22 protein-coding genes are annotated in these 22,578 nt (G+C 59.4%); 12 read left to right on the top strand and 10 right to left on the bottom strand.

The window, feature by feature from the left end; all coding sequences use genetic code 11:
- Window positions 1–20: 20 nt before the first annotated feature.
- Window positions 21–1,277, bottom strand: a complete 1,257-nt coding sequence (serS, locus tag HMPREF1257_RS09445; RefSeq protein ID WP_023024341.1) for a serine--tRNA ligase — start codon at window positions 1,275–1,277, stop codon at window positions 21–23.
- Window positions 1,278–1,342: 65 nt separating this feature from the next.
- Between serS and HMPREF1257_RS09450 the strand changes: the two genes are divergently transcribed.
- Genes HMPREF1257_RS09450 through HMPREF1257_RS09460 form a run of 3 tightly spaced genes read left to right on the top strand, consistent with a single transcriptional unit; the run spans window position 1,343 to window position 3,517 of the window.
- Window positions 1,343–2,092, top strand: a complete 750-nt coding sequence (locus HMPREF1257_RS09450) for a GntR family transcriptional regulator (RefSeq protein WP_023024343.1) — start codon at window positions 1,343–1,345, stop codon at window positions 2,090–2,092.
- 27 nt (window positions 2,093–2,119) lie between these two features.
- A complete protein-coding gene (locus tag HMPREF1257_RS09455) occupies window positions 2,120–3,169 on the top strand; it encodes a septum formation family protein (protein ID WP_023024345.1) in 1,050 nt (349 codons plus the stop codon).
- Complete coding sequence (locus HMPREF1257_RS09460) at window positions 3,170–3,517, top strand: metallopeptidase family protein (protein ID WP_023024347.1); 348 nt, start codon at window positions 3,170–3,172, stop codon at window positions 3,515–3,517.
- Here HMPREF1257_RS09460 and HMPREF1257_RS09465 read toward each other — a convergent pair.
- Both HMPREF1257_RS09465 and pheA read right to left on the bottom strand, forming a co-directional pair.
- Window positions 3,514–4,167, bottom strand: a complete 654-nt coding sequence (locus tag HMPREF1257_RS09465; protein ID WP_023024349.1) for a histidine phosphatase family protein — start codon at window positions 4,165–4,167, stop codon at window positions 3,514–3,516. The two genes, HMPREF1257_RS09460 and HMPREF1257_RS09465, sit on opposite strands and share 4 nt — an antisense overlap.
- A gap of 9 nt (window positions 4,168–4,176) precedes the next feature.
- Window positions 4,177–5,085, bottom strand: coding sequence for a prephenate dehydratase (gene pheA, locus HMPREF1257_RS09470; RefSeq protein ID WP_023024351.1), 909 nt, complete (start codon window positions 5,083–5,085; stop codon window positions 4,177–4,179).
- 33 nt (window positions 5,086–5,118) lie between these two features.
- On the opposite strand from pheA, the gene HMPREF1257_RS09475 reads away from it, so the two are divergent.
- The 3 genes from HMPREF1257_RS09475 to HMPREF1257_RS09485 are packed head-to-tail and all read left to right on the top strand — an operon-like array spanning window position 5,119 to window position 8,284.
- Window positions 5,119–6,255: an amidase gene (locus HMPREF1257_RS09475; protein ID WP_023024353.1), complete on the top strand. Its 1,137-nt coding sequence runs from the start codon at window positions 5,119–5,121 to the stop codon at window positions 6,253–6,255.
- Entirely contained in the window at window positions 6,252–6,962 is a 711-nt protein-coding gene (locus tag HMPREF1257_RS09480; protein ID WP_023024355.1) for a CPBP family intramembrane glutamic endopeptidase, read from the top strand. Before HMPREF1257_RS09475 ends, HMPREF1257_RS09480 begins: the two co-directional genes overlap by 4 nt.
- Before the next feature lie 59 nt (window positions 6,963–7,021).
- A complete protein-coding gene (locus HMPREF1257_RS09485) occupies window positions 7,022–8,284 on the top strand; it encodes an LCP family protein (protein ID WP_023024358.1) in 1,263 nt (420 codons plus the stop codon).
- Between the two features lie 581 nt (window positions 8,285–8,865).
- Here the strand turns inward: HMPREF1257_RS09485 and HMPREF1257_RS09490 are convergent.
- The 4 genes from HMPREF1257_RS09490 to HMPREF1257_RS09505 form a co-directional block, all read right to left on the bottom strand.
- A complete protein-coding gene (locus HMPREF1257_RS09490) occupies window positions 8,866–10,140 on the bottom strand; it encodes an MFS transporter (RefSeq protein ID WP_023027957.1) in 1,275 nt (424 codons plus the stop codon).
- A gap of 736 nt (window positions 10,141–10,876) precedes the next feature.
- Complete coding sequence (locus HMPREF1257_RS09495) at window positions 10,877–11,797, bottom strand: DUF5926 family protein (protein ID WP_023024362.1); 921 nt, start codon at window positions 11,795–11,797, stop codon at window positions 10,877–10,879.
- Between the two features lie 20 nt (window positions 11,798–11,817).
- Window positions 11,818–12,522, bottom strand: a complete 705-nt coding sequence (locus tag HMPREF1257_RS09500; protein ID WP_023024364.1) for a glycerophosphodiester phosphodiesterase family protein — start codon at window positions 12,520–12,522, stop codon at window positions 11,818–11,820.
- Window positions 12,522–13,469 (bottom strand): L-lactate dehydrogenase, encoded by a 948-nt coding sequence (locus tag HMPREF1257_RS09505; protein ID WP_023024366.1) that lies wholly within the window; start codon window positions 13,467–13,469, stop codon window positions 12,522–12,524. The genes HMPREF1257_RS09500 and HMPREF1257_RS09505 overlap by 1 nt, the downstream gene beginning before the upstream one ends.
- 87 nt (window positions 13,470–13,556) lie before the next feature.
- Here HMPREF1257_RS09505 and HMPREF1257_RS09510 point away from each other — a divergent pair, with 87 nt between their 5' ends.
- Window positions 13,557–15,299 carry an alpha/beta-hydrolase family protein gene (locus HMPREF1257_RS09510; protein WP_023024368.1) on the top strand — a complete coding sequence of 581 codons (1,743 nt, stop codon included), beginning with the start codon at window positions 13,557–13,559 and terminating at the stop codon, window positions 15,297–15,299.
- Here the strand turns inward: HMPREF1257_RS09510 and msrA are convergent.
- Complete coding sequence (gene msrA, locus HMPREF1257_RS09515; RefSeq protein ID WP_023024370.1) at window positions 15,296–15,943, bottom strand: peptide-methionine (S)-S-oxide reductase MsrA; 648 nt, start codon at window positions 15,941–15,943, stop codon at window positions 15,296–15,298. The two genes, HMPREF1257_RS09510 and msrA, sit on opposite strands and share 4 nt — an antisense overlap.
- A gap of 163 nt (window positions 15,944–16,106) precedes the next feature.
- On the opposite strand from msrA, the gene HMPREF1257_RS09520 reads away from it, so the two are divergent.
- The 3 genes from HMPREF1257_RS09520 to HMPREF1257_RS09530 all read left to right on the top strand — a co-directional run bounded on the left by HMPREF1257_RS09520 (window position 16,107) and on the right by HMPREF1257_RS09530 (window position 19,295).
- Entirely contained in the window at window positions 16,107–16,709 is a 603-nt protein-coding gene (locus HMPREF1257_RS09520) for a superoxide dismutase (protein WP_023024372.1), read from the top strand.
- 125 nt (window positions 16,710–16,834) lie between these two features.
- Complete coding sequence (locus HMPREF1257_RS09525; protein WP_023024375.1) at window positions 16,835–17,986, top strand: MFS transporter; 1,152 nt, start codon at window positions 16,835–16,837, stop codon at window positions 17,984–17,986.
- 10 nt (window positions 17,987–17,996) lie between these two features.
- Window positions 17,997–19,295, top strand: a complete 1,299-nt coding sequence (locus HMPREF1257_RS09530) for a hypothetical protein (protein ID WP_023024377.1) — start codon at window positions 17,997–17,999, stop codon at window positions 19,293–19,295.
- On the opposite strand, the gene HMPREF1257_RS09535 is transcribed toward HMPREF1257_RS09530, so the two are convergent.
- Window positions 19,292–20,725, bottom strand: a complete 1,434-nt coding sequence (locus HMPREF1257_RS09535) for a TM0106 family RecB-like putative nuclease (protein ID WP_023024379.1) — start codon at window positions 20,723–20,725, stop codon at window positions 19,292–19,294. The two genes, HMPREF1257_RS09530 and HMPREF1257_RS09535, sit on opposite strands and share 4 nt — an antisense overlap.
- Window positions 20,726–20,793: 68 nt before the next feature.
- Between HMPREF1257_RS09535 and HMPREF1257_RS09540 the strand changes: the two genes are divergently transcribed.
- Window positions 20,794–21,426, top strand: a complete 633-nt coding sequence (locus HMPREF1257_RS09540; RefSeq protein ID WP_023024381.1) for a DUF6474 family protein — start codon at window positions 20,794–20,796, stop codon at window positions 21,424–21,426.
- 193 nt (window positions 21,427–21,619) lie between these two features.
- Window positions 21,620–21,931, top strand: a complete 312-nt coding sequence (locus HMPREF1257_RS09545) for an Lsr2 family protein (protein ID WP_023024383.1) — start codon at window positions 21,620–21,622, stop codon at window positions 21,929–21,931.
- Window positions 21,932–21,935: 4 nt separating this feature from the next.
- Here the strand turns inward: HMPREF1257_RS09545 and HMPREF1257_RS09550 are convergent, their stop codons facing one another.
- Window positions 21,936–22,574, bottom strand: coding sequence for a response regulator transcription factor (locus HMPREF1257_RS09550; RefSeq protein ID WP_023018163.1), 639 nt, complete (start codon window positions 22,572–22,574; stop codon window positions 21,936–21,938).
- Between the last annotated feature and the right edge of the window lie 4 nt (window positions 22,575–22,578).

The following is a 22,578-nucleotide window of genomic DNA, read 5'->3' on the forward strand; positions in this document are numbered from 1 at the left end:
CTTTAGCTTTGCTTCGCAGGCTACTGCGGCGTGAGAACATCCTTGCCCACAAATGGGCGCAAGGCCTCTGGAACAACGACGGAGCCATCGGCTTGTTGGTGGTTTTCCAAAATCGCCACGATCCAACGGGTGGTGGCCAGGGTGCCGTTCAAGGTGGCGGCTACCTGTGTTTTCCCGTTCTCATCACGGTAGCGGGTGGATAGACGGCGGGCCTGGAAGGTGGTGCAATTGGAAGTAGAGGTCAGCTCGCGGTAGGTGCCTTGGGTTGGTACCCACGCCTCGTTATCGAATTTGCGGGCAGCCGAAGAGCCCAAGTCACCGCCGGCGATATCGATGGTGCGGTACGGCAATTCCATCGCAGCCAGCATTTCCTTTTCCATGTTGAGGAGCTTTTGGTGCATGTCCTCGGCGTCTTCCGGCTTGCAATAGACAAACATTTCTAGCTTGTCGAATTGGTGCACGCGCAGGATGCCGCGCGTGTCCTTGCCGTGGGAACCGGCCTCCCGGCGGAAGCAGGAGGACCAGCCGGCGTACTGCAGAGGGCCATTGGACAAATCGATGATCTCATCCTTGTGGTAGCCAGCCAGGGCTACCTCGGAGGTGCCCACGAGGTAGCGATCATCGGCCGGAAGGTAGTAGATCTCATCGGAGTGCTGGCCCAAAAAGCCCGTGCCGGCCATGATCTCTGGGCGCACGAGGACCGGCGGGATCATCAACTGGAAGCCGGCTTCCCGTGCCTTTTGCGCCGCCAGCATCAGCATTCCCAGCTGCAGGAAGGCGCCATCGCCGGTGAGGTAGTAGAAGCGGGCACCGCCGACCTTCGCACCGCGCTTGACGTCAATGAGCCCCAGGGACTCGCCAAGCTCAAGGTGGTCCTTAGGCTCGAAATCGAAGTGCGGGATCTCGCCTACTTCTTCAACGAGAACAAAGTCATCTTCGCCGCCGGCGGGCGCGCCTTCGACGACGTTATCGATCTTGTACTGCAGCTCTTCCACCGTGGCCTCAGCAGCGGATCGAGCCTCTTCTGCCTCTTTTACCTTGGCTTTCAGCTCATCTGCGCCTTCCAGCAACGCCGAGCGCTCTTCCGGGGAGGCCTGACCAATCTTCTTCCCCAGGGATTTCTGCTGGGAACGCACCTCGTCTGCCTTCTGGATGGCAGAGCGACGCTTCTCATCGGCGGCAAGGAGCTGATCCACGAGCGAGGGGTCTTCCCCACGGGTGACCTGAGAGGCGCGGACAACGTCTGGGTTTTCACGGAGTAGCTTGAGATCAATCACGGGACTGATTCTAGCGCACTGCCATTGCCTTGCCGTGGTAATAACCAGCGAATTATTATGGAATCATGTCCTCCCTAGAATTGCCGGCCCGCGAAATCAGCGATGGCCCCACCCCCAAGTACGCCCAGTTGCACGATATTCTGGAGGAATTATGTAATACCACCCTCAAACCCGGTGATATCCTCCCCGGTGAGAGACTCCTGGAGGAGACCTACGGTGTCTCCCGCATTACGGTGCGCCGGGCCATTGGGGATCTCGTTGCCGCCGGAAAATTGCGCCGCGTGCGCGGTAAGGGAACCTTCGTTGCCCCCAACCCCTTGGTATCGCGCCTGCATCTGGCTTCTTTTTCTGATGAAATGAGCGCCCAGAACGTGGTGGCTTCCTCCAAGATCCTCAACAGCGGCCGCGCCAGCGCACCGGAGGCGGCCACCAACTTCTTTGGCACCCCTGCCACAGAGGAACAGATTCATTTGCGCCGGCTGCGCTTGGGCGATGGCGAGCCTTATTCCATCGATGACGGCTGGTACAACTCCACCTTTGCGCCGAGCCTGCTGGAAAATGACACCTATAACTCGGTGTACTCGATTTTGGATAAGACGTTTGGTGTCCCCATCACGGACGCGGACCAGACCGTATCCGCCATTGCCGCCAATGAGGAGATTGCGCCGCTTCTCGATGTCCCCGTGGGTTCCCCATTGCTGCACATCGTGCGCTGCTCGCGTTCGGGGGATAAGCCCGTGGAATGGTGTTCCTCGGTCTACCGCACCGATAGGTACCACCTGAATACCCGCGTTTCCCGGGATACCTCAATCTAGAAAAGACCCTGCTTAAGAGGTAATATAATGGGCCTTATGAAGAAATCACCTGCGTGGCGTTCCGCTGTGGCCGTCCAGATTGCCTTGATCTCAGCAATCGCGGCGGCCGTTTTCATGGGCATCTACGGCATTGTCAGCAACCACGGCTCCAACGGGGCCGATAATACGGCCTCTTCCGAGCAGTCCTCTGAGGGCGGTGCGGATGGCTCGGGATCCTCCGATCCGAAGACGGAGCCTTTTACCTCCGCTTCTGCCGGATCCTGCGTGACGTGGGATATTAACGAGGATGGCTCTGCCGCTTCCTTCAAGGAGGTGGAATGCTCGGAGCAGCACCGCTTCGAGGTCTCCACCGTGGAGGATCTCAGCGTCTACCCCACCAGTGAATTCGGCCCGGATGCCTCACGGCCCGCGCTCACCCGCCAGCACCAGCTGCGCGATGAGCTCTGTGAATCCGCCACGGTGAGCTACCTGCACAGCAAGTGGGATCCGCACGGCAAATACGATATTGCTTCCATCCTGCCGCCGGAATCCGCGTGGGATAACGGTGACCGCACCCTGCTGTGCGGCCTACAGACCACCGATGATCACGGCGTGCCGCAGTTGACCACCGGCAATGTTGAGGCCTCCGAGCAGGCCAATTTGGCCAAGCCGGGCGAATGCTTGGCCATCGATGATCAGCAGGTACCGCACGTCGTGGACTGCGGCCAGCCACACCAGCTGGAGACGGTATCCGTCATCGACCTGGGCAAGAAATTCCCCGACGCGTACCCGGATGGCAAGGAGATGGATAAATTCCTCTCGGATTCCTGCACCGCCGCCGCCGAGGATTACCTGGGCGGGGAGGAGCAGCTCTACCAATCCACGCTGCAACCGTTCTGGGGCACCGTGTCTGAAGAGTCCTGGAATGGCGGCACCAAGTCCGTGAACTGTTCGCTCGTCCACGCCCGCGATGATGGCGGCTTTTCCTCCATCACCGGCGCCGCCACCGGTGGCCGCCAGGCGCTATCCATCGATGGCAACCCGCCGGAGGAGCGCCCAGAGCGCAACCCGATTCGCGATGATAAGCCGGCGCCGTAAATGTATTCCGTATCGGAAGAACGCTTCGAGGAAATGGTCAATGACGCCCTCGATCAAGTGCCCGATGAATTCGTGCGCAAAATGCGCAACCTGGTGATCATGGTGGAAGAAGAAAACCCCGATGATCCCACCTTGCTGGGGCTCTATGAGGGCGTCGCTTTGCCTCGGCGCACCTTCGACCACACCGGGTATTTACCCGATGCGATCTTCATCTACCGCAACACCCTGCAGCGCTGGAGTACGTCAGAAGAAGACTTGGCCGAGCAGGTCAAGGTCACGGTCTTCCACGAGCTCGGCCATTACTTTGGCATGGAAGAACACGAACTGCACCGGCTGGGCTGGGGCTAAAGTTCGATATCTGCCCAGCGGGTAAGCGTCCACTCGCCGAATTTCTTGCCGCGCGGCTCCATCACGGTAAAGCGGCAATTGGGCATGTACCCGGTATAGGCAAAGTCCGCATCCGCGCCGGTGGCATGCTTGGTTACCACCCGGATGGCGGCGCCGTGGCTGACGAGGATGACATCGCGGTCATCGGCAAGCTGCGCCGCAATCTCTTCCAACGCGGGCTGGAAACGCGACAGCACGTCCTGAAGCCGCTCGCCGCCTTCCATGGCGGCCTGGCTATCGCCATAGCACCAGCCGCGCATGGCCGAATCGTGGCTGCGGTGGGCGGCCTCGCTGGCATCGAGCTCCCAATCGCCGGCGAAAATCTCCTGCACATTCGGGATGACATCGATGGGAATGGAAAAGCGCGGCAGGTTCCGCTCCTGTTCAAAAGCGCGCGCCGCCAAGGTGGCGGTCTGCTGCGCCCGCAGCGCAATCGAGCACTTGAATTCGACCTCGCGATCGCCCACAAACCCCGCTAGTTCCCGGCCCACCTCCGTGGCCTGGTTGCGCCCCAGATCCGTAAGCTCCGCGCCCGGCGGCCGGGTATCAAGCAGCCGGGAGACGTTGGAATGGGTTTGGCCATGGCGCAGCAGGATGATTCTTCCAGTCATGCGTCCAGATTATTGACCCCTGCGCGCCCTCGCCACCCAGGCATCCGCCTCAGCCAAGTCCCGCGGTGGATGGCCGGCGGGCGTCGCGGTGGGCCAAGAGCCCAAAAAGCGCAGTTCCTCCGCCCGCAACCACACCGCGCGCAGGGCCTCAGCAACCGGCTGGTCATCGATATGCCCAATCAAGTCCACATAGAAGCGGTAGGTGCCAAAGGTCTGGCGCGTCGGCCGCGACTCGATCCGGGAGAGATCCACCCCGCGATGGGCAAAGTCTTGTAAGGCCCCCACCAGGGTTCCCGGTTGGTTGGGCAAGGTGAAAATGACGCTGGTGCGATCCTGGCCGGTGCGCGCGGTCGGGCGCCCCGGCAGGCCCACCAGTACAAAGCGGGTGGCCGCGCCCTGCACGTCGGCCACGCCGCTCGCCTTGGTTTCTAGGCCGAAGATTTCTGCCGCCCGCGCTGGTGCCGCCGCCGCGTCGACCTCCCCGCGCGCTACGGCCTGCGCCGCCGCCGCATTCGAGCTAGCCGGCACGAATTCCACGCCCGGCGCGTTCTCTGCTACCCAGCCGCGGATTTGTTGGAAGGCCACCGGGTGCGTGCTCAGGCGCGCGATGTCTTTCGTTCCCGGGCGGGTCATGATGCTGAAGGTAACGGGGATATCTACCTCGCGGTAAATCTGTACGGGATCGCCTTCTACCAGTGCATCAAAGGTCGTCGTCACCGCACCATCCACGGAATTTTCGATGGCGACGCAGGCATAATCGGCCTGCCCGGCGCGCACGGCCGCCACCGCCGCCGATGGCGAGTCCACCGGTAGGGCCTCTACGGTCTCCCCTCGCTCTTCCCACTCGGTAGCGAATTTGTGCACGGCGGCCTCCGTGAACGTACCGGCGGGGCCTAAGAATGCGATGGTTGTAGTCATGCCCGTCACCTTAGCCCACTAGACTGGTGCGCCATGGGCTTTTCCATAGAACGACTCCGCGCGGATGTGCAGGGCATGGGCCCCGCAGAACACGGTTTTACCTACCTGGATCTGCAGCGCGCGCCTACCCTCACCGGCCGGCTGCGCGGGTGGGTCCTATCTGCAAAGGATCTCAACGATGTCGCGGGCATGCCCACCACTATGGGCAATGCCAAGCGCACGTACTATCCCGCGGTCAGCGACCCGTTCATCGCGGCATTGGAAAAGCAGGGCGCCATATTCATTGGCAAGTCCTCCACCCCGGAGTTGGGCTTGCGCGTCGATACCGAACCGGTAGATCTTCCCCACCCCGATAATCCCCTTTATCCAGGCCGCACCCCGGGTGGTTCTTCTGGCGGCGCGGCCGTCCAGGTAGCCCGCGGCCTCGTGCGCGCGGCCCAGGCCAGCGATGGCGGCGGTTCCATTCGTGTTCCCGCGGCGGCCTGCGGGGTCGTGGGGTTTAAGCCTGCGGGCAGCAGCCTCGGCACGGAGGGGTTTATTACCCGCACCGTGGCCGATAATGCGTTCCTGCACGGCCACCGCATGATCACCCCGCGCGCCCGCATTGGGCTCTTGCTGGAGCCGCTTTTTGCCGCGACCCGGGTGGAGGCCCACCACCTGCGGGCGGCACGCGAGGCCGCAGATCGGCTGCGCGCCGCGGGGTTCGAGGTCGTCCTCATTGCGCCGTATCCGCAGGCAGGGGTCACGTTTGCGCACTTCCGCGAGATCTTTACCTCCCGGTTTGTGGGGCTGCCGCAGGCAGAAGGCTACGCGGCTTGGGTGGCCCAGCAAGGCGCCACCGTGTCCGCCGCCGAGCTAAGCGCGGCGCAACGCCATGTCCGCCACCTCCCGGAGCTCTTGGCGCAGCAGTGGCGGGTCGATGCCATCGTCACGCCTATGCTCACCGCGGATCCCCCGCCGCGGGGGCATTTCCTGTCCCTTCCGCACGCGGAGAATTTCGACGCCCAAACGCGCTGGTCCCCGTGGGCCTCGCTGTTTAATATGGCCCGATTGCCCGCCATTTCCGTTCCTTGGGCGATCCCCGCGCACCCGCCCGTCGGCGTGCATGTGGGAGGCATTACGCTTTCCGATGCCCGACTTTTAGGCCTCGCCCACATCCTGCACCCATGACTAAGAACCTACGCGCCGAGCTGCTCATCGTCCTGACCCTGACCTTTGGTATTTCCGGGGTCAGGGCGGTGCTGCGGCTTATCAATTCACTGGCCGCCCCGCAGCCGCTCAATGAGCAATCCGTCACGCTCAACTCCAGCCAATCCAGCCTGGCGTGGGTGGATTTGGGCCTGCAATTGTGCTCGGCGGCGGTCCTTTTTGCCTATGGTGGGCTAGCGCTTTTCCTGCTGGCGAAAGACCACATTAAACCGGCCGCCTACCGCGCCTCTGATTGGTTGCACGGCGCAGGACTCGCCGCGCTCATCGGCATCCCGGGCCTAGTTTTGTATTTCGCCGCGGTGCAGCTTGGCTGGAGCAAAGAGGTCATCCCCGGTGACTTCGATAATGCGTGGTTAGAGATTCCGGTGTCCCTCATCAAGGCCGCCGCCAATGCCTTTGCGGAAGAGACCGTGGTGGTCATGTGGCTGATGACCAGGCTGCGCCAGGCGCGCTGGTCGCTGCCGGCAGCCTTGGCGGCAAGCTCCATCCTGCGCGGTTCATATCACCTGTACCAAGGGGTATCGGCCGGTTTTGGCAATATCATCATGGGCGTAATCTACGGCTACTACTATCACCGCACCGGCCGGGTGTGGCCACTTGTCATCGCGCACTTTCTTATCGATGCCATCGCTTTCCTCGGCTATTCCTTCGGTCTTTCCGTACTTTAAGTATGGCGTGCTCGCGAGGAAAGCGAGGGAATTGGCCGGCGCCTTGTAAGGTATAGCGCATGACTGAATCAGGACGAGATCCGCATCGGGAGGCGCGCCGCGCTGGCGATAGCTCATCCAGTGAGTTCGTCCTTGGGGCCGATGGCCGTCCCCTCAAGGACCGCTACGGTCGGCCCATCCGCCGCCGGCCACGCACGAATCGTGCCGAGCCGCAGCAACGCATCCCACGCCAGGAAACCCCCACCCGCTACCCCAGCCAGTACCGGGCCCAGCAGCGTTCCGCGCAGCAGCCACCACAGCGGCCACCACGGCGATCGCAGCCACAATCGCCGCAGCAGCTGCAACAGCGCTACCAACCACAGCAAGCGCAACAACCGCCCCGCCGCCATTCCAAGCCGCACAGCCGCCGGAAAAAGACCAATCCGGTTAAGCAATTCTTTGGCTGCGCCGGCATCTTTGTCCTCGTCGTCGTGGTGTGCAGCCTCATCTTCGCACTGTGGGCCGATACGCGCCTGACCCGCGTGGATGCCTTCCCGGATGAGCAGGTGGCCAATACCTCCGGCACCAATTGGCTGTTGGTGGGATCCGATTCCCGCCAGGGCCTGTCCGAAGAGGATCAACAAGCGCTCGGCACCGGTGGCGATGTGGGCGAGGGACGCACCGATACCATCATGCTCCTGCATATCCCGCGCTCCGGCCAAGCCCAACTGGTCTCCATTCCACGCGATAGCTACGTGGAAGTACCCGGCTTCGGCATGGATAAGATCAATGCCGCCTTTGCCTACGGCGGGCCAAAGCTCCTAGCACAAACCGTGGAGGGCAATACTGGCCTGCACATTGACCACTATGCCGAAATTGGCATGGGTGGCTTGGCCAATGTGGTCGATTCCGTCGGCGGCGTTGATATCTGCGTGCCAGAGCCTATTAATGACCCGCTGGCGGGCATCGATCTGCAGGAAGGCTGCCAGAAGCTAGAGGGCGGCGATGCGCTGGGGTATGTGCGCACCCGCGCCACCGCGATGGGCGACCTGGACCGCGTGCAGCGCCAGCGCGAGTTCTTCGCAGCGCTCCTAGATAAGATCACCTCCCCGGCCACGCTGATTAACCCCTTCCGGTCTATTTCCCTGATCAACCACACCGCCTCCTCTTTCATCGTGGGCGATGGCGACCACGTATGGCACTTGGCCCGCGTGGCGCTCGCAATGGGCTCCGGCGTGGATACGGAAACCGTCCCCATCGGCGGGTTCCAGGACACCGTCGTGGGCAATGTCGTACTCTGGGACGATGAAGGCGCCCAACAGCTCTGGGACTCCATGAAATAGCCAGGAATTCTAATGTAAATCGGGTGCTCGAGCGGGGCCTGGCGAAACGAGGCCAGGCCCCGCCCAAACTAGGGCTACAGACCCCGGAACACTTCACAACCCCAACGATTTACTGTCCGGGGTCAGGCCTGAACTCAATCGTCGTAACGGAAAAACATTATTGAGAAACCAGCAAGTGTGGTTGCTATAAAGAATTCAGGGAGAATTCTCCATTCCACAGGATCCATAGAGATCATCCTAATTATGCCAAGCATAAGACTATTGCGCTGACGGCTGCGCAAGCCCAAGCTATGCGCTGAGGCCCTGAGTTTTTCTTGTTCATGCTTTTACCCGCCTCTTGCTGTAATACTTACCTCGGAGAGAGTGAATTGCTAGCACTTCGAGGAGACGTCAACTAGGAAGTCACTCTACCCCAGCCCCCCTCATCGCCAAGGCAAGTGCCTTGCCCGTGATTCCTCCACTCCGAAGGGACGCTTCATCTTGCCCTGACATGGGGCCTGACCCCCGGATAGAGGACACGCCGGGGTCAGGCCCGGTCGTTGTAGATCTGTGTTTGAGTCATTGGTAGATGACCTTGGGACTTACGCGCATACGGGGAGTAAATTGAACTCGGATGCTTTAGGTAGTGTGCGCAAGACTGAACTTGCCGCTATCAAACAGGAGATAACCGAGCACAGAGCGCATAGTGCCATGCTTGCCTGAAAACCAATTGCAGCGAGGAATGCACCCGCGCTGGCGGAGGCGATGATTGGTAGCAATCCCATCATCAAACGCGCTCCTGCCGAGCATTTTCCTATTTTTTCGGGAGGCGCTGATAACGCAAGCAGTCCTCCGGAGTATGAGTTGCACGCAATGGAGGGAACTACGATCAAAAATGCTGCAACGGCGATAAGTGGCCAATACTGAGAAAATACAAGAAGAAACAGGTACCACAGTAGCTCCCAAAGCATCGTTGCTCGGATGATGTTTCTTCCTGGCAATTGCTTGATGAGGCGGTCTTGAAGAAGTCCTCCAACAATCATTCCAAGGGTAAACATGGTTGAGGTGAGGCCGATTATCCAACCATCAACTTTGAGGTATGCCAGCCATAGGTCAATGGACGCGATGAGGAAAAAGTTGGCGAAGTTGGAGAAGATATCGATGCTGAAGATTGTTCGAAGCATTGGATATTTCCAAATCCAAGCCAAAGAATATTTGCTATCGGACCAAAACTGTCTAAACGAATACCGTTGCTCACTGTTTTTCCTCCCCAGGTCCGTACTGATGGTTCTTGAAGCATAAAGCGGACCCAACCCACACAACGTTTGCGCAATAAAGGGAATAACCGGGGCTAGACCGTAGAGAAAGCCTCCTAAAGGTAGTCCGACCATCCAGATAATGTTGTCTCGAGTTTGGTTACGGCCTTGCGCTTGAACAAGCAAATTTTCGGGAATGATGAATCTCAAAATGGCGTTGGTTAGGCCTCCGAACGTGCCTGTAATCATTCCTGCAAACAGGCTAAAGAAGAACAAAAGTGGGAAATTGAATTTGCCCAAGTAAAGCAGTAGCGAGAAGGTTGACCAGATACCAATTTGGCTCAGCCCGTAGAAGAGAAGTAACTTCTTCTTGTTAAAACGATCGATGATCATCCCGGCTGGGATCGTCATGATCATCGAGCCTGCCGAGCTTGCGGCTCCAATCACTCCCGCTTGACTTAGGCTTCCAGTGAGGTAGTAGCTCGCAAGCGAAATAGGGATAGCCACGAGGGATGCCCCCAAGGCGCTTGCTGTATCAGCGAAGAACCACCGTAGATAGTCAGGATGGTTCTTGCGTACGATGGTCCAAAATTTTTGATCAGAAGGCTTATAATCCTGCATCGTGCCTCTCAATATTTGACAACCGCGACTGAAAGCTCATGCGCGCAGCATGAACCCAGCGTCGGATTTCCGAAATGGGTAATTCTCACGGGTCAACCTCTTGACCCGCCGCAACTTGCGGTATGTCAAATGAGATTTATTGATGCAGTAAGGTGAACATGCTGTGCTCCAGGTACTATGCCATTAATTTCGGATCAGTGCCGATAAACTTCCACGCAATAAACTCACTAATTCTCTTGGGGTAGGAGCTTGCTCTTGAAGAACTGGATGGAAGCCATAATAGGTGGCCCCAGTTTCATCACTCATGATTTCGAAATCTCATGGTAGCCACTTTCGAAAGCTGTAGAGCATGACATGGGTCACTATCTGCGACACATCTCACACAATAGGGGTACCTGTGCCTGCAGTCAATAGTTTTGCCTGAATTTCCGCTTTGTAAATTTGATTCCATCCGGTGCTGGCGGTGCGGCTGTCCGTATGGTTAGGCGGGGATTCCCTGAATGGATGACACTTTACTTATCGATGCATACCCCCCTCCTGACCGGTTGCGCTCATGGAATTTGCTCACCTCCAAGAGGCCGATCGTGGTTACTACCGCCGGAAAAGCATCAGCCCCGCACAAAACCCACTTCCCCTTGTACTACTAAATCTGAGATAACCACAGCGGCAAGACGCGCAAAAGCGGCCCTTTCCAGCACAAAGATGCGGAGGAAAAGACCGCTTTGGTGTGGTGCGTTTAGCGCAACGTCACCTGGCGGGACTTGATGTTTTCTAGCTGCTTGCGCTCTTCTGCGTTCAATTGCGCATCATTGGAGATTTCTTCTTCCAAGGCCTTTTCTACGCCCGCGAGCTTGTCCTCATAAGAGGAGTAATCAACCTCAGGCTGCACGTCAAAGACGGGAGCGATGAGGCCGTGAGTGCGGAATACTCCGGCAAACTTGGTGTCCTCGCCCAAGTTCAGCTCGCCGCGCGCGGCGACTCGCGCCAAGGCGTTGAGGAACGCGGCCTCATCGTCATTCGGGCGCACCCAGCGCACGTGCGCTTTGCCGCCGCCGGCATTGGCCCAAAAGGCGGTGCCGGTAATGTCCTTGCCCACCTGGTGGGATTCGATGACCGAGTCATTGGCGGCGCGCATGGACTGCGATACCTCAGGGGTGACCTGCGCGCCTTCCGGGATCCACCAGCTGAAGTCCTGGCGGACTTCGATGTCGAGGGTGGTTGCGGCATCGATAAGCTCACTCAGCTCCGGCTGCGAGCCATCGGCCGCGGTTGATTCCAAGGTAGAGCCTGGTTCGTTGTTCTTTACCCAATTCAGGGCGAAGGCCAGATCCCGGCCGGGGTTATGAGTATGGGACTGTACCTGGAGTGCCACAAAAGCATCGCCGCCGAATTCCTCATCGCGGATCAGCGCAGCGGTGGCGCCCGGAAGGACGGTGGAGACGTAGACGTTCCTATCGCAGCCCTTCACGTCGAGCTTCGCAAAAGCGGAGGGCACGAACTCTTGCATGGCAACGAGGGAAGCCTCGGCCGCGAGACCGCTAAAGGGGCGCGGGTCCTTTTCCAAGGCGGCGCGCTCTTTGGCGCGGGCAGCAAGCTTCGCCTGACGGCGGGACATGCCCTCAGGCAGGTCTTCTTGTTTCTTTTTCTTCTTGGCCATGCCTCCAAGATACCTGCTTTCTACAGCTCAATAGCGCGCAGGGCCACCTCCGGCTGATTGGTGGCAAGCATGTCTACGCCATTGGACCAAGCCCACTTCATGTCTTCTGGCTTATCAACGGTCCACATATACGTGGGCAAGCCTTGCGCCCCAATAATGGCCGCTTGCATCTTGGCGCGCAGCAGGGAAACCCCCAGGGCGCTCGGCCGCGACCACATGAAATCCGAGCGATTGAAATGGCGTTCCCAATCTCGGCGCAGGTAAATGCGGTCAATATGCGGTGCCAAAATCTTCATGCGCCGGATGGCCTTATGGGAAAAAGAAATAACGTGCATGCGCGGATCCTCATCAAGCCCGGCGGCGCGCAGTCGTTCCATGACCCGCTTTTCCAAGGCGCTACCTTGCCCAGAGGGGTGCTTGGTTTCAATATAAAGGTGGTGAGGCTTGTCCCCCAGCATGGCCAGGAGATCATCGAGAAGCATCATGCGCTGCCCCTTGCCGATGTCGACCTCGCTCAGCTCCCGCCAGTCCATCGCCGAAACCCGCCCGGCGCGCCCCGTCGTTCGCTCCAAGGTGGGATCGTGCTGGACTACCACCTTGCCATCGCGGCTTAACCGCACATCGCACTCCACGCCATGGATGGGAAGCTCCATGGCCTTTTCAAAAGCTAAGGGGGATAGCTCCGGGTATTTTCCGGAATATCCCCTATGCGCGACGATGTGCACTAGCCGAAGAACTTTTCTTTGATGTCATTGAGCGTCTTCGCAGAAGCGTCGAAACGCTCCTTTTCGTGCTCGTTGAGCTGCAGTTCTACCGGGCGAACGATGCCGGTGCGGTTCACGATGGCCGCAGTACCGATGTAGAGGTCCTTTACGCCGTACTCGCCCTGCAGGTAAGCAGAGACGGGAAGCGCCACGTCCTGGTTCTGGATGATCGCAGCGGTAATGCGTGCAAGCCCCATGCCGATGCCGTAGGAGGTCGAGCCTTTTGCATCGATAATGGAGTAGGCGGCGTCGCGGGTTTCTTCAAAGATCTTTTCAATGCGCTCGGCGTATTCCGGATCCTTTTCCAGCTTCTGCGAAAGCGGCACACCGGCGATATTCGCGGTGGAGACGGCAGGCAACTCGGAATCGCCGTGCTCACCAATGATGTAGGCATGCACGGACTTCGGGGCCACGCCCTCCAATTCACCCAGCATGTAGCGGAAGCGCGCGGAGTCCAGAATCGTACCGGAGCCGATGACCCGCTTGTGGTCAAAGCCGGAGGCCTTCCATACCGCGTAGGTCAGGATATCGACCGGGTTGGTGGCGACCAAGAAGATACCGTCGAAGTCATTAGCAATGACATCTTCGACGATGCTGTTCATGATCTTGACATTCTTGTCCACCAGGTCAAGGCGGGTTTCGCCGGGCTTTTGGGCGGCGCCGGCGCAGATGACGACCATGTCAGCGTCCGCGCAATCCGCGTAGGTGCCCTTGGTGACGCGGGTGCGCTGTGGCGACCACACCACACCGTGGTTGAGGTCCATGACATTGCCTTCCAGCTTCCGCTCATCGATGTCGATGATGGCTAGGTGGTCGACGATGCTCTGATTGACCAGTGCGTAGGCGTAAGCGACTCCCACGTCACCCGCGCCAATGAGAACGACTTTATTTCCTACATGCTTTGCCATGACCCCATTGTGCAACGCCTAGCGGGGTTTTGCATGCGGAATGTTTCACACTGCGCAACGGAACATGTTCTGGGATAATGGGCAACCATGAAACGCGCCTTCAGCCGCGCTGCACTAATTTCTCTTGGCGTAGTCGCGGATCTCACGCCCGTCGTCCGCATGACCAGCCGGCAAACGTTGCCGCCCCATATGTCGGCCGGAATCTTAGGTGCAGAGCTGGCCACGTGGGCCGCGGTATCCCCGTCCCTGCTGCCCCGCCCGTGGTGGGTAACGGCTGCCAATGTATCTATCGGGCAGGCCATCGGACACCTCGGGGCGGCCTCGACGAGTTTCGTGCTCAACCGGCTGGGCAAGCGCCCGCAAGACCGCTTGGGACCGCAGCACCGCCAAATTCTGCACTTAGCTATTGGCGCCGGCACCGCCTTCAATGCGGCGCTCTCGCTGCGCAACCAGGAAAAGCAGGCAGGTCTTGTCAATAAGCAACTGGTTCGCGGTCCGGCTACCGCTGCCATCGGCCTAGCCGCCGGCACCGCCGGATACGGCGCGCTGCTCTTGGTAGGCGAGGCCGCACAACTGACCGTGACCAAATTATCGCGACAATTGGGCCGCTGGGTTCCAGCACTCGTGGCCTGGCCGGTCGTCACCGCAGGGCTAACCGTGGCCGCGGTAGGACTATCGGACCGCGTGGTATTCCGGCGCTGGATCCGTTCGCTCTCCCACAAGGCACAGCGCTTAAACAAGCAAATCTTTCCCGGCACCTCGATGCCCTGGGAGCCGGAGCGCTCCGGCAGCCCATGGTCACTTGAACCTTGGTCCGCGCTAGGGCAACAAGGGCGGCGCTTCGTCTCTAACGGCCCGCGCGCCCGCGATATTCGCAGCATCACCGGCACTCCCGCCAAAGAACCCATCCGCATTTATGCCGGCTATATCCCAGGGCGTTCCTTCGCCCAAGCAGCGAAGAAGGTGCGCTCAGAATTACAGCGCACCGGTGCACTGCGCCGGGAAACCATCGTTATTCAGATGCCCGCAGGATCCGGGTGGATTAATAACTGGAGCGCAAGCGCCTACGAGTTTTTAACCGCCGGTGATTGCGTCACCGTCACCATGCAGTATTCCTACCTGCCCTCGGTTTTCGCCTACCTCGTGGATAAGAACGCGCCCAAGCGCGCCGCGGCCGAGCTCATTTCCGTGATGCAAGAAGAAATTGACAAGCTCCCGGAAGAAGACCGCCCGCGTCTCTACCTTGCAGGAGAATCACTGGGTGCCTACGCCATTATGGATAACTTCCAGAACAAGGAAGAACTCCTCGCCGCCTGCAACGGCGCGGTCTTTTCTGGCCCGCCGCGGATGACGCACTTTACCCAGCGCCTGCGCCGCGATATCGGCTCGCTCGAGCGGCTCCCCGTCATCGATGGCGGGCAACACGTCCGCTTTGTTGCCCAACCGGAGCACTCGCGCCGCGATGCCTTTGGCAACGATTTTTCCTCGACCTGGCGCCGGCCCCGGGTGCTCATCGCCCAGCATGCCTCCGATGCCATCGTGTGGTGGGACCTGAACCTAATGTTCCGCCGCCCCACCTGGATGCACGAACCCCAACCGGAGACACTCCGGGCGGATACGCTCCGCCACCTGCGCTGGGCGCCGTTTATTACCTGGTGGCAAATTGGCCTGGACCAGATCAACTCCCTGAACGTCCCAGGCGGCCACGGGCATAACTACTTTCAGGAGATGCTCTGGTACTGGAACGAGGTCTTGGGCTCCCAATCGCGCCAGAAGCTCACCTCTAAGTTAGCCGGGAAAATCGCCGGTTTTATCCGGCTCGACGCCTAATCGCACTTCACACCAGTGCTGTGGTGCGGGCAGTAACCGTTCGGCACCTTGTGCAGATACTGCTGGTGTTCGTCTTCGGCCAAGTAGTACTCGCCAGAGTCCGTATCAGCTAAGCGTTTTACTTCGGTCGTGGTTTCCCCAAAACCAAATTCTTTGAGCTTATCCGCGTAGCTATCCACGATTGCTTGGATCTCTTTCCGCTCTTCTTCGGTACGGGGATAAAACGCGGAACGGTACTGCGTGCCCACGTCATTTCCCTGGCGGAAGCCCTGCGTCGGATCGTGGGCTTCCAGGGCCTTCACCACGAGCTCGCGCAAGGAAATCTTCTCTGGGTCATAGGTGACTTCCACGGTTTCTGCATGGTTGGTTTGCCCGCGGCAGACCTCATAATACGTGGGGTTCGGAGTGGTACCGCCGGCGTAGCCCACGGACGTGGACTCAACACCGTCGGTCTCCCAGAACATCTTTTCCGCGCCCCAGAAACAGCCTAAGGCAATCAAGATCGATTTCTGGCCGTCCTTCCACGGGCCGGTAATTGGGGTATCCAGCACCGCATGCGGGGCGGGGTCTAAGACCGGCTCGCTGCGGCCCGGCAAGGCGTCTTCCGCAGCCACCATCTTCGGTTCTGGTTTAAACATCCACATCAGTTAAAGCTCCTTTCTCTATTTCCTTAATAACGTTGTACTGGGCAAATAGATTCCCGGGCCACTAAATATTCGCTGTATTTGCAGATTTCAAATTAATCATGGCGAAATCTTTCGATCGTGCCTATCATCGGGACACGTACCCGAAGAAAGGATTACACAAATGGCTGTTTACGAACTTCCTGACCTCCCATACGCATACGACGCACTGGAGCCACACATCTCCGCAGAGATTATGGAGCTCCACCACGACAAGCACCACGCAACCTACGTGAAGGGTGCTAACGCTGCCCTCGAGGCACTGGAAGAAGAGCGCAACGGCGAGGCTAACCCAGACCGCATCCGCGCCCTGTCCAAGAACTTGGCATTCAACCTGGGTGGCCACACCAACCACTCCATCTTCTGGAAGAACCTGTCCCCGAACGGTGGCGGCCAGCCCACCGGCGAGCTGGCAGAAGCTATCGACCGCGACTTCGGTTCCTTCGAGAAGTTCCAGGCACACTTCGCTGGTGCCGCTACCTCCCTGCAGGGTTCCGGCTGGGCAGTGCTGGGTTACGACCACATCGCTGACCGCCTGATCATCGAGCAGCTCACCGACCAGCAGGGCAACGTTTCCGTTGACTTCACCCCGCTGCTCATGCTCGATATGTGGGAGCACGCTTACTACCTGCAGTACAAGAACGTGAAGGCTGACTACGTAAAGGCCGCATGGAACGTCTTCAACTGGGACGACGTTGCAGAGCGTTACGCTGCAGCTAAGAAGTAACTTTTTAATTAGTTACCTTCTGCCGCCTTTCCTTGCTGGAAGGGCGGCATTTTTATGCTTGCACTAACCCCATCAAGGGTGTGGCGAAATTTACACCGCCGCCTGTGAGGAGAATGCTGGTATGCATGACCAGAAACCGGCGCGCCACCATCGCCATGCTCCTTTTGGGCTTGGCGGTGTTTTCTAGCCTCTATACCACCCAAGCAATTTTGCCCACGCTGGTAACGGATATGGGCATCTCGCACACGGAAGCGGCCATGACTGTTTCGGCCGCCACCGGCGCGTTGGCCATCTGCGTGGTTCCGGCGTCCATCCTTTCTGAGTGCTATGGGCGCGGGCGCATCCTCCTCATCTCCGCCATCGCCGCCACCATCCTGGGCCTCGTGGTGCCCCTAGCCCAAGAGGGCTGGCAGCTCATTGCCCTGCGCGGGCTGCAGGGTGCGATGTTATCCGGCGCTCCGGCGACGGCGATGGCCTGGCTTTCAGAAGAGCTCGAGGATCATGCTTTGCCTAAAGCGATGGGACTTTATATCGCCGGCAATTCCGTGGGCGGGCTCACCGGCCGCATCATTCCCGCTGGCTTGGTGGAGTTTTCCTCATGGCGCTGGGCGATGCTCGGCTCCGCCGTGGTCTCCTTGGTCTTTGCCATTACCTGTTGGCTCCTCCTGCCCGCCCAGCGGAATTTTCACCCCAAGCCAATCCACTTCCGCTCCGAGCTCAGCGCGGTCTTTGGGCACTGGGCGAATAAGGATCTGGCCACACTATTTATCGTTGCCTTTTTATCCATGGGCACCTTCGTGTCTATGTATAACTTCCTCACCTTCCGCCTGACCGGGGATTTTGGCCTGTCCCCGGCGCTGGCTGGTTTTACCTTCCTGTTTTACCTCTCCGGCACGTGGTCCTCGGCCCGGGCGGGCACGCTGGTCGCCCGCATTGGGCACGGAAAAACCATGGTCGGTTCCGCCGTGCTCTTTACCGTGGGCATTATCCTCTGCGCCGGCAACCTGGCCATGACGCTTATTGGCATGGTGTGCCTGACCGTCGGTTTCTTCGCGGTCCAATCCACCGCGTCCGGCTGGGTGGGGCAACTAGCCACCCATGACCGCGCCGAGGCGTCCTCAATGTACGTTTTCTGTTATTACCTGGGCTCTTCTATCGTGGGCGCATTGGCAGGCACGCTTTTCGATGCCCTCACCTGGCACCAATTCATCGCCTGCTTCACCGCCTTCGCGCTCGCTCTCACGGGGTTGACTTGGACCAAACTTAAATCCGACTAAACTCGGTTTTATGCCTCAAGATAAGTGGTCGAGCCGCACCTGGCACCGCAAAGCCTCACGCCCCGTGTCCATCTGGATGATGGTCTTCATCGTGGTGGGCGCAGCGCACATATTCGTGCCCAATTATCGCTGGGTACTTATCCACCTCTTCACGTTGGGCCTGGTTACCAACAGCATCGTGGTGTGGTCGCAGCACCTGACGGAAAAATTCGTCCAACAAAAACTGCCGGATTCCGCCCGCCCCAAACAGCTCGCGCGCATCTATATCCTCAATATCGGCATCATCATCGCCGTGGCGGGCCAAATCCTCGTGCAGTTCTGGGATCACCACTGGATACTGACCCAGATTGGTGCCACGCTTATCGCGCTTGCCGTCTTATGGCACGGGGTGTCCCTGTTTACCCAGTGGCGCTCCGCCAAGGATAAGCGCTTCCGCCCAGTTGTCGGCGCCTATGTGCTATCCGCGCTGTGCCTACCGGTAGGCGCGGTCTTCGGCGCAATCCTGGCTATCCACCCCGGCGATCCGCAGTTGCTCTTGGCCCATATCGCCGCCAATATCGGCGGTTTCATTGGCCTTGCCGCGGCAGGTTCGTTGACCATCCTCTTTCCCACCATCTGGCGCACGCAGGGCACTAACGAGCGCATGTCCTCTTCGTTCCTGCTGCTTACCCTGGGCGTGGTGGCAACGATCATCGGCGCGTTTCTGGACTTCCCGCAGCTCGGGCTGATTATCTATTGCATCGGCTGGATCCTGAGCCTGCAGCAGTGGCTTGGCAACGTCATCGACGTCGCCCGCGCTCCGCGCGACCGCGTTAACTTTGCCTCCGTCTCGGTGCTGATGGCCGCGCTCTGGCTGGTGCTATCTTTGGCGTACTACACCACGCAGCACTTCCTCGTGGCAGAACCAGGGCTTCCGACGCTCGGCCTCGTGGTGGGCTTTGCGGCGCAGCTGCTCATCGGAGTCATGAGCTATCTTCTTCCCACCACCATGGGCGGCGGCCCCGGCGCGGTCCGCGCGGGGCTGCAAGAGCTGGATCGGTGGGGTCTGTTGCGCGCCACCTTCGTCAATGGCGGGCTGCTTATCTGGATCGGCACGGATATCTCCGTGCTTAAGGTAGTGGCCTCGCTGCTATGCATCGGCTCCTTGGCCATCTACCCCATTCTCATTGCCCGCGCGGTCAAGGCCCAAAAGCAGGTGTTGATGAAAAAGGCGGAAGGTCCCGAGCCAAAAACCATCGCGGACTGGAACCAAATCTATATCGGCCTTGGCATCCTGCTGTTCATATACGTTTTCATTGCCGCGCTCTAGAGCTCCGGGATTCCCGGCGCGCCGTCGCTCATCCACTCGCGCACTATCCGAGTGGCGTGCACATCGCCGGCGTTATAGTCCAAAAGGCGCTGCCGGACGCTCATGTCGCCCGCTAGGGCCTCCCGGCGCGCGTTCACGGATTCTTCGCCATCAAAGTCCTCGTCTGGCCACCGGAATCCCGCCACTGGGGCCACCACCTTGAGCCCCAGCCCAAAGGGCCCCGCGAAGGATCTCTTCACGTAGGCAAACATATCCACCCACTCCGGGGAAGAGATAAAGTCTTCTACTTCCCGTTCATCCACCTCTCGGAAGCGCTGCGCGGAACGGCGCATCCAGTGGTTTTCGCCGTGCGCGGAATAGCAATAGGCCGCAAAGGTCTTACCCTCCGCATGCGCTGTATCGCGCAACTGCATTAACCACCGCCAAAATTCGGCGAAGTTCTCCGCCTCAGCGCGTCCGCCCAGCGGCTCCCAAGTCACGAAGGGGTGGTACTCGCCCTCGAACCACGCGCCCCACAGGTAAGCGCCTTGGTCCATGTAGGCTTCCATGTCCACATCCACCTCAATATCCGCGCGCGGCACCGCCGTATCTCCGCGGCACAGCAGCGTCTGACCGGAGCGCCACGCGGCCGCGAGGCGGGAGGGCTCGCCCACATTGGCATCGATAAGCGCCTGCACCGTGGTAATGCCGCGCTCGCGGAAGGGGCGTGCGCGATCGCCCGGTAAGAAAAGGGAAATATCATCCGCCGCCACCAGCTCTTGCTCGCACAAGGGCCAGAACCTACAGCTCGCGCACTCCTTGACCCGCACTGGTGCGGTGGGAAGCGGCTTATCCCAGGCGCGCTGCACGTCAAATTTCGCCGTCTCCGTGAAAAAGGCCTGCTGGCGGTCCTGACCGATGGCACCGCCGCGCCCGGAGTTCAGGCCCATATCCTCCAGGGCCTGGGCGGCGAGCGCCAGACGATAGCCATCGACGGCATGGTGGCGCGACTTATACGGAACCTCCATGGGTTCGCTCAGCCCAAGGCGATGAGTCGGTACGGCCAGCGTAGTTTTCTTTGGGTGCTTGCGCGCGACACGGTGGTTGCTCACAATAATGGGGGTATAGGAGCTGCCCTCTCGGAGAAGCAATTCCACGTGTACTTTCCACTTTTCGGTGGCAAAGACCGCATTGGTGATGTGGGTATAGCCGGAGGCGATGGCCTCGAGCGTGGCCATGGCGCGTTCCCAATCATCGCCTTCTAGATCGATGCGCCGGAAACGGCCAGGGGATTTGCGCGGGAATAATTCCATGACCGCGTCCACGGCGGCGCTGTGGCGCTCGGCCCTAGCGATCGAGGATCGGGTGCGCGGAATCTCGGGGTGGGCGCGCCGCTGCACCAAGCGATAGCGGCACCCAACGAGATCCGAAGCTACAACGACATCCTCCACACCGGGTGAGCTTAATAGAACAGCAAGGTAATGTTGAATCCAGACTCGATCGAACGTAAGGGAAAATAATGAGTATCCTCAAGAAATTGAAAAAGGCTCGCCAGGAGGCACGCGCGCAGGCCAAGGCAGCGAAGGCGCGCGCCAAGGCTGAGGTAAAGGCCCAGTCGAAGGATCGTCGCCGCCAACAAAAGCTCCTTGCCAAGCAAGAAAAGCATCTTGTTAAGGCCGAAGAAAAGGGCCTCAAAAAGCGCCGGAAACACGAACAGAAAATGGCAGAAAAAGAACTGGAAAAGTTGCGCGAGGGCCACTTTAATGCCGGCAAGGTCAAGCGCTATGCAGGCGCATTGCGCACCGCCGCCCCGCTGTTGCTTCCCCTCGTTTATCGCGCATTTGTGGGACTGAAGTCCGAAAAAGAAAAGCGCAAGGCCCACAAAGCAGGCGTAAGTTCGGCGGAAATGGCCTCTTTTTCCGGTTACGGCGCCCCGCTCAAGGCACGCACCGCCGGCATCCGTAATTCCCTCAAGGATGTAGATCTGCCCAGTGGCTTCAAGCGGGACGTGCGCGAGCGCCTCGAAGAGGTTGATGCCGCGATCGATAACGCCGAATTCATGACGGAACAGCAGCGCCGCCGCGCGCATAAGACCATTAGCGGAGAGATCGATTCCGTTACTGCGGAGATTCAACAGCGCCTGGGCGCTTAATTTCTCCTTTTCTTCCCACCAATCGCCGTTCACCTTTCTTTAAGGTGGCGGCGATATTTTTATACGCAAGTGCCAATAAGTAAATTTTTATTGTCTATTAATTTCCGCACTGGTAGAATTGAATTAAAGTTAATTCAGATTCCAAATTCCGGTATTAGTCCAACATCTCGACGCAATAAACCTTGGAGGTACTATGGCACGTCGCGAAATCACGCAATTTTATGATGACCTTGATAATGAACTCATTGGTGAGGATGAATTAGAAGTAGTTCGCTTCAGCGTCAACGGGCGCAGCTACATCATGGATCTATCCCGCGACAATGCTCGCCGTTTCCACGAGGCAATCGCCCCCTTTGTCGAGGCCGCACATGCCGCCCCCGATGCGGAATCCCCACAGGTCGATCCCCGCAAGGTCCGCGAATGGGCGAAAAAGCAGGGCCATGACGTAGCGCGCCGCGGCAAAATCCCCCAGGACATTATCGACGCCTACAACGCCGCCCACTAGGCCTTTACAGCACGCCCTGTTCCCTGGCGGCCGCCACTGCGGACGTGCGGGAGCGCACGCCCAACTTGTCATAAATGTGCACGAGGTGGGATTTCACCGTTGCCTCAGAAAGCATGAGGTCATGGCCAATTTGTCGGTTCGAGGCCCCCGCAGCCACCAGTTGCAACACTTCTAGTTCGCGCGGGGTCAACGACGTGCGGGGCGTGCGGACCCGGGTCATGAGGCGGTCGGCCACGATGGGCGAGAGCGCAGAGTCCCCCTCCGCCGTCGAATGGACGGCATCCAAAAGCTCCTGCGGTGGGGCATCTTTCAAGAGGTAGCCCACCGCGCCTGCCTCGATGGCGCCGAGGATATCCGCATCGGTGTCGTAATTGGTGATGACCAGCACCTTGGGCGGCGTGCTCATGGAGGACCGAATCTGCGCGGTAGCTTCAACGCCACCCATAACGCGCGTTCCCTCCAGGCCCGCCCCGAACCGAAGGTCCATGAGGATGACATCGATACCGCCTGCTTGTGCCGCGGACACCGCCGCCTCCGCCGTCGCTACCTCGCCCACGACGTCGATATCTTCTGCGCCTTCGAGCACCGAACGCAGCCCCAGCCGCACGATCTCGTGGTCATCTGCCAAAAGGACCCGAATCACGACA

It is taken from the genome of Corynebacterium sp. KPL1814 (genome assembly GCF_000478175.1).
Lineage (GTDB): Bacteria > Actinomycetota > Actinomycetes > Mycobacteriales > Mycobacteriaceae > Corynebacterium.

Bases quoted from the DNA above. Each gene is read 5' to 3' on its own strand.
- HMPREF1257_RS09450 (WP_023024343.1), top strand. From the start codon at position 1,343: ATGTCCTCCCTAGAATTGCCGGCCCGCGAAATCAGCGATGGCCCCACC.
- HMPREF1257_RS09455 (WP_023024345.1), top strand. From the start codon at position 2,120: ATGGGCCTTATGAAGAAATCACCTGCGTGGCGTTCCGCTGTGGCCGTC.
- HMPREF1257_RS09460 (WP_023024347.1), top strand. From the start codon at position 3,170: ATGTATTCCGTATCGGAAGAACGCTTCGAGGAAATGGTCAATGACGCC.
- HMPREF1257_RS09465 (WP_023024349.1), bottom strand. From the start codon at position 4,167: ATGACTGGAAGAATCATCCTGCTGCGCCATGGCCAAACCCATTCCAAC.
- pheA (WP_023024351.1), bottom strand. From the start codon at position 5,085: ATGACTACAACCATCGCATTCTTAGGCCCCGCCGGTACGTTCACGGAG.
- HMPREF1257_RS09475 (WP_023024353.1), top strand. From the start codon at position 5,119: ATGGGCTTTTCCATAGAACGACTCCGCGCGGATGTGCAGGGCATGGGC.
- HMPREF1257_RS09480 (WP_023024355.1), top strand. From the start codon at position 6,252: ATGACTAAGAACCTACGCGCCGAGCTGCTCATCGTCCTGACCCTGACC.
- HMPREF1257_RS09485 (WP_023024358.1), top strand. From the start codon at position 7,022: ATGACTGAATCAGGACGAGATCCGCATCGGGAGGCGCGCCGCGCTGGC.
- HMPREF1257_RS09490 (WP_023027957.1), bottom strand. From the start codon at position 10,140: ATGCAGGATTATAAGCCTTCTGATCAAAAATTTTGGACCATCGTACGC.
- HMPREF1257_RS09495 (WP_023024362.1), bottom strand. From the start codon at position 11,797: ATGGCCAAGAAGAAAAAGAAACAAGAAGACCTGCCTGAGGGCATGTCC.
- HMPREF1257_RS09505 (WP_023024366.1), bottom strand. From the start codon at position 13,469: ATGGCAAAGCATGTAGGAAATAAAGTCGTTCTCATTGGCGCGGGTGAC.
- HMPREF1257_RS09510 (WP_023024368.1), top strand. From the start codon at position 13,557: ATGAAACGCGCCTTCAGCCGCGCTGCACTAATTTCTCTTGGCGTAGTC.
- msrA (WP_023024370.1), bottom strand. From the start codon at position 15,943: ATGTGGATGTTTAAACCAGAACCGAAGATGGTGGCTGCGGAAGACGCC.
- HMPREF1257_RS09520 (WP_023024372.1), top strand. From the start codon at position 16,107: ATGGCTGTTTACGAACTTCCTGACCTCCCATACGCATACGACGCACTG.
- HMPREF1257_RS09525 (WP_023024375.1), top strand. From the start codon at position 16,835: ATGACCAGAAACCGGCGCGCCACCATCGCCATGCTCCTTTTGGGCTTG.
- HMPREF1257_RS09530 (WP_023024377.1), top strand. From the start codon at position 17,997: ATGCCTCAAGATAAGTGGTCGAGCCGCACCTGGCACCGCAAAGCCTCA.
- HMPREF1257_RS09540 (WP_023024381.1), top strand. From the start codon at position 20,794: ATGAGTATCCTCAAGAAATTGAAAAAGGCTCGCCAGGAGGCACGCGCG.
- HMPREF1257_RS09545 (WP_023024383.1), top strand. From the start codon at position 21,620: ATGGCACGTCGCGAAATCACGCAATTTTATGATGACCTTGATAATGAA.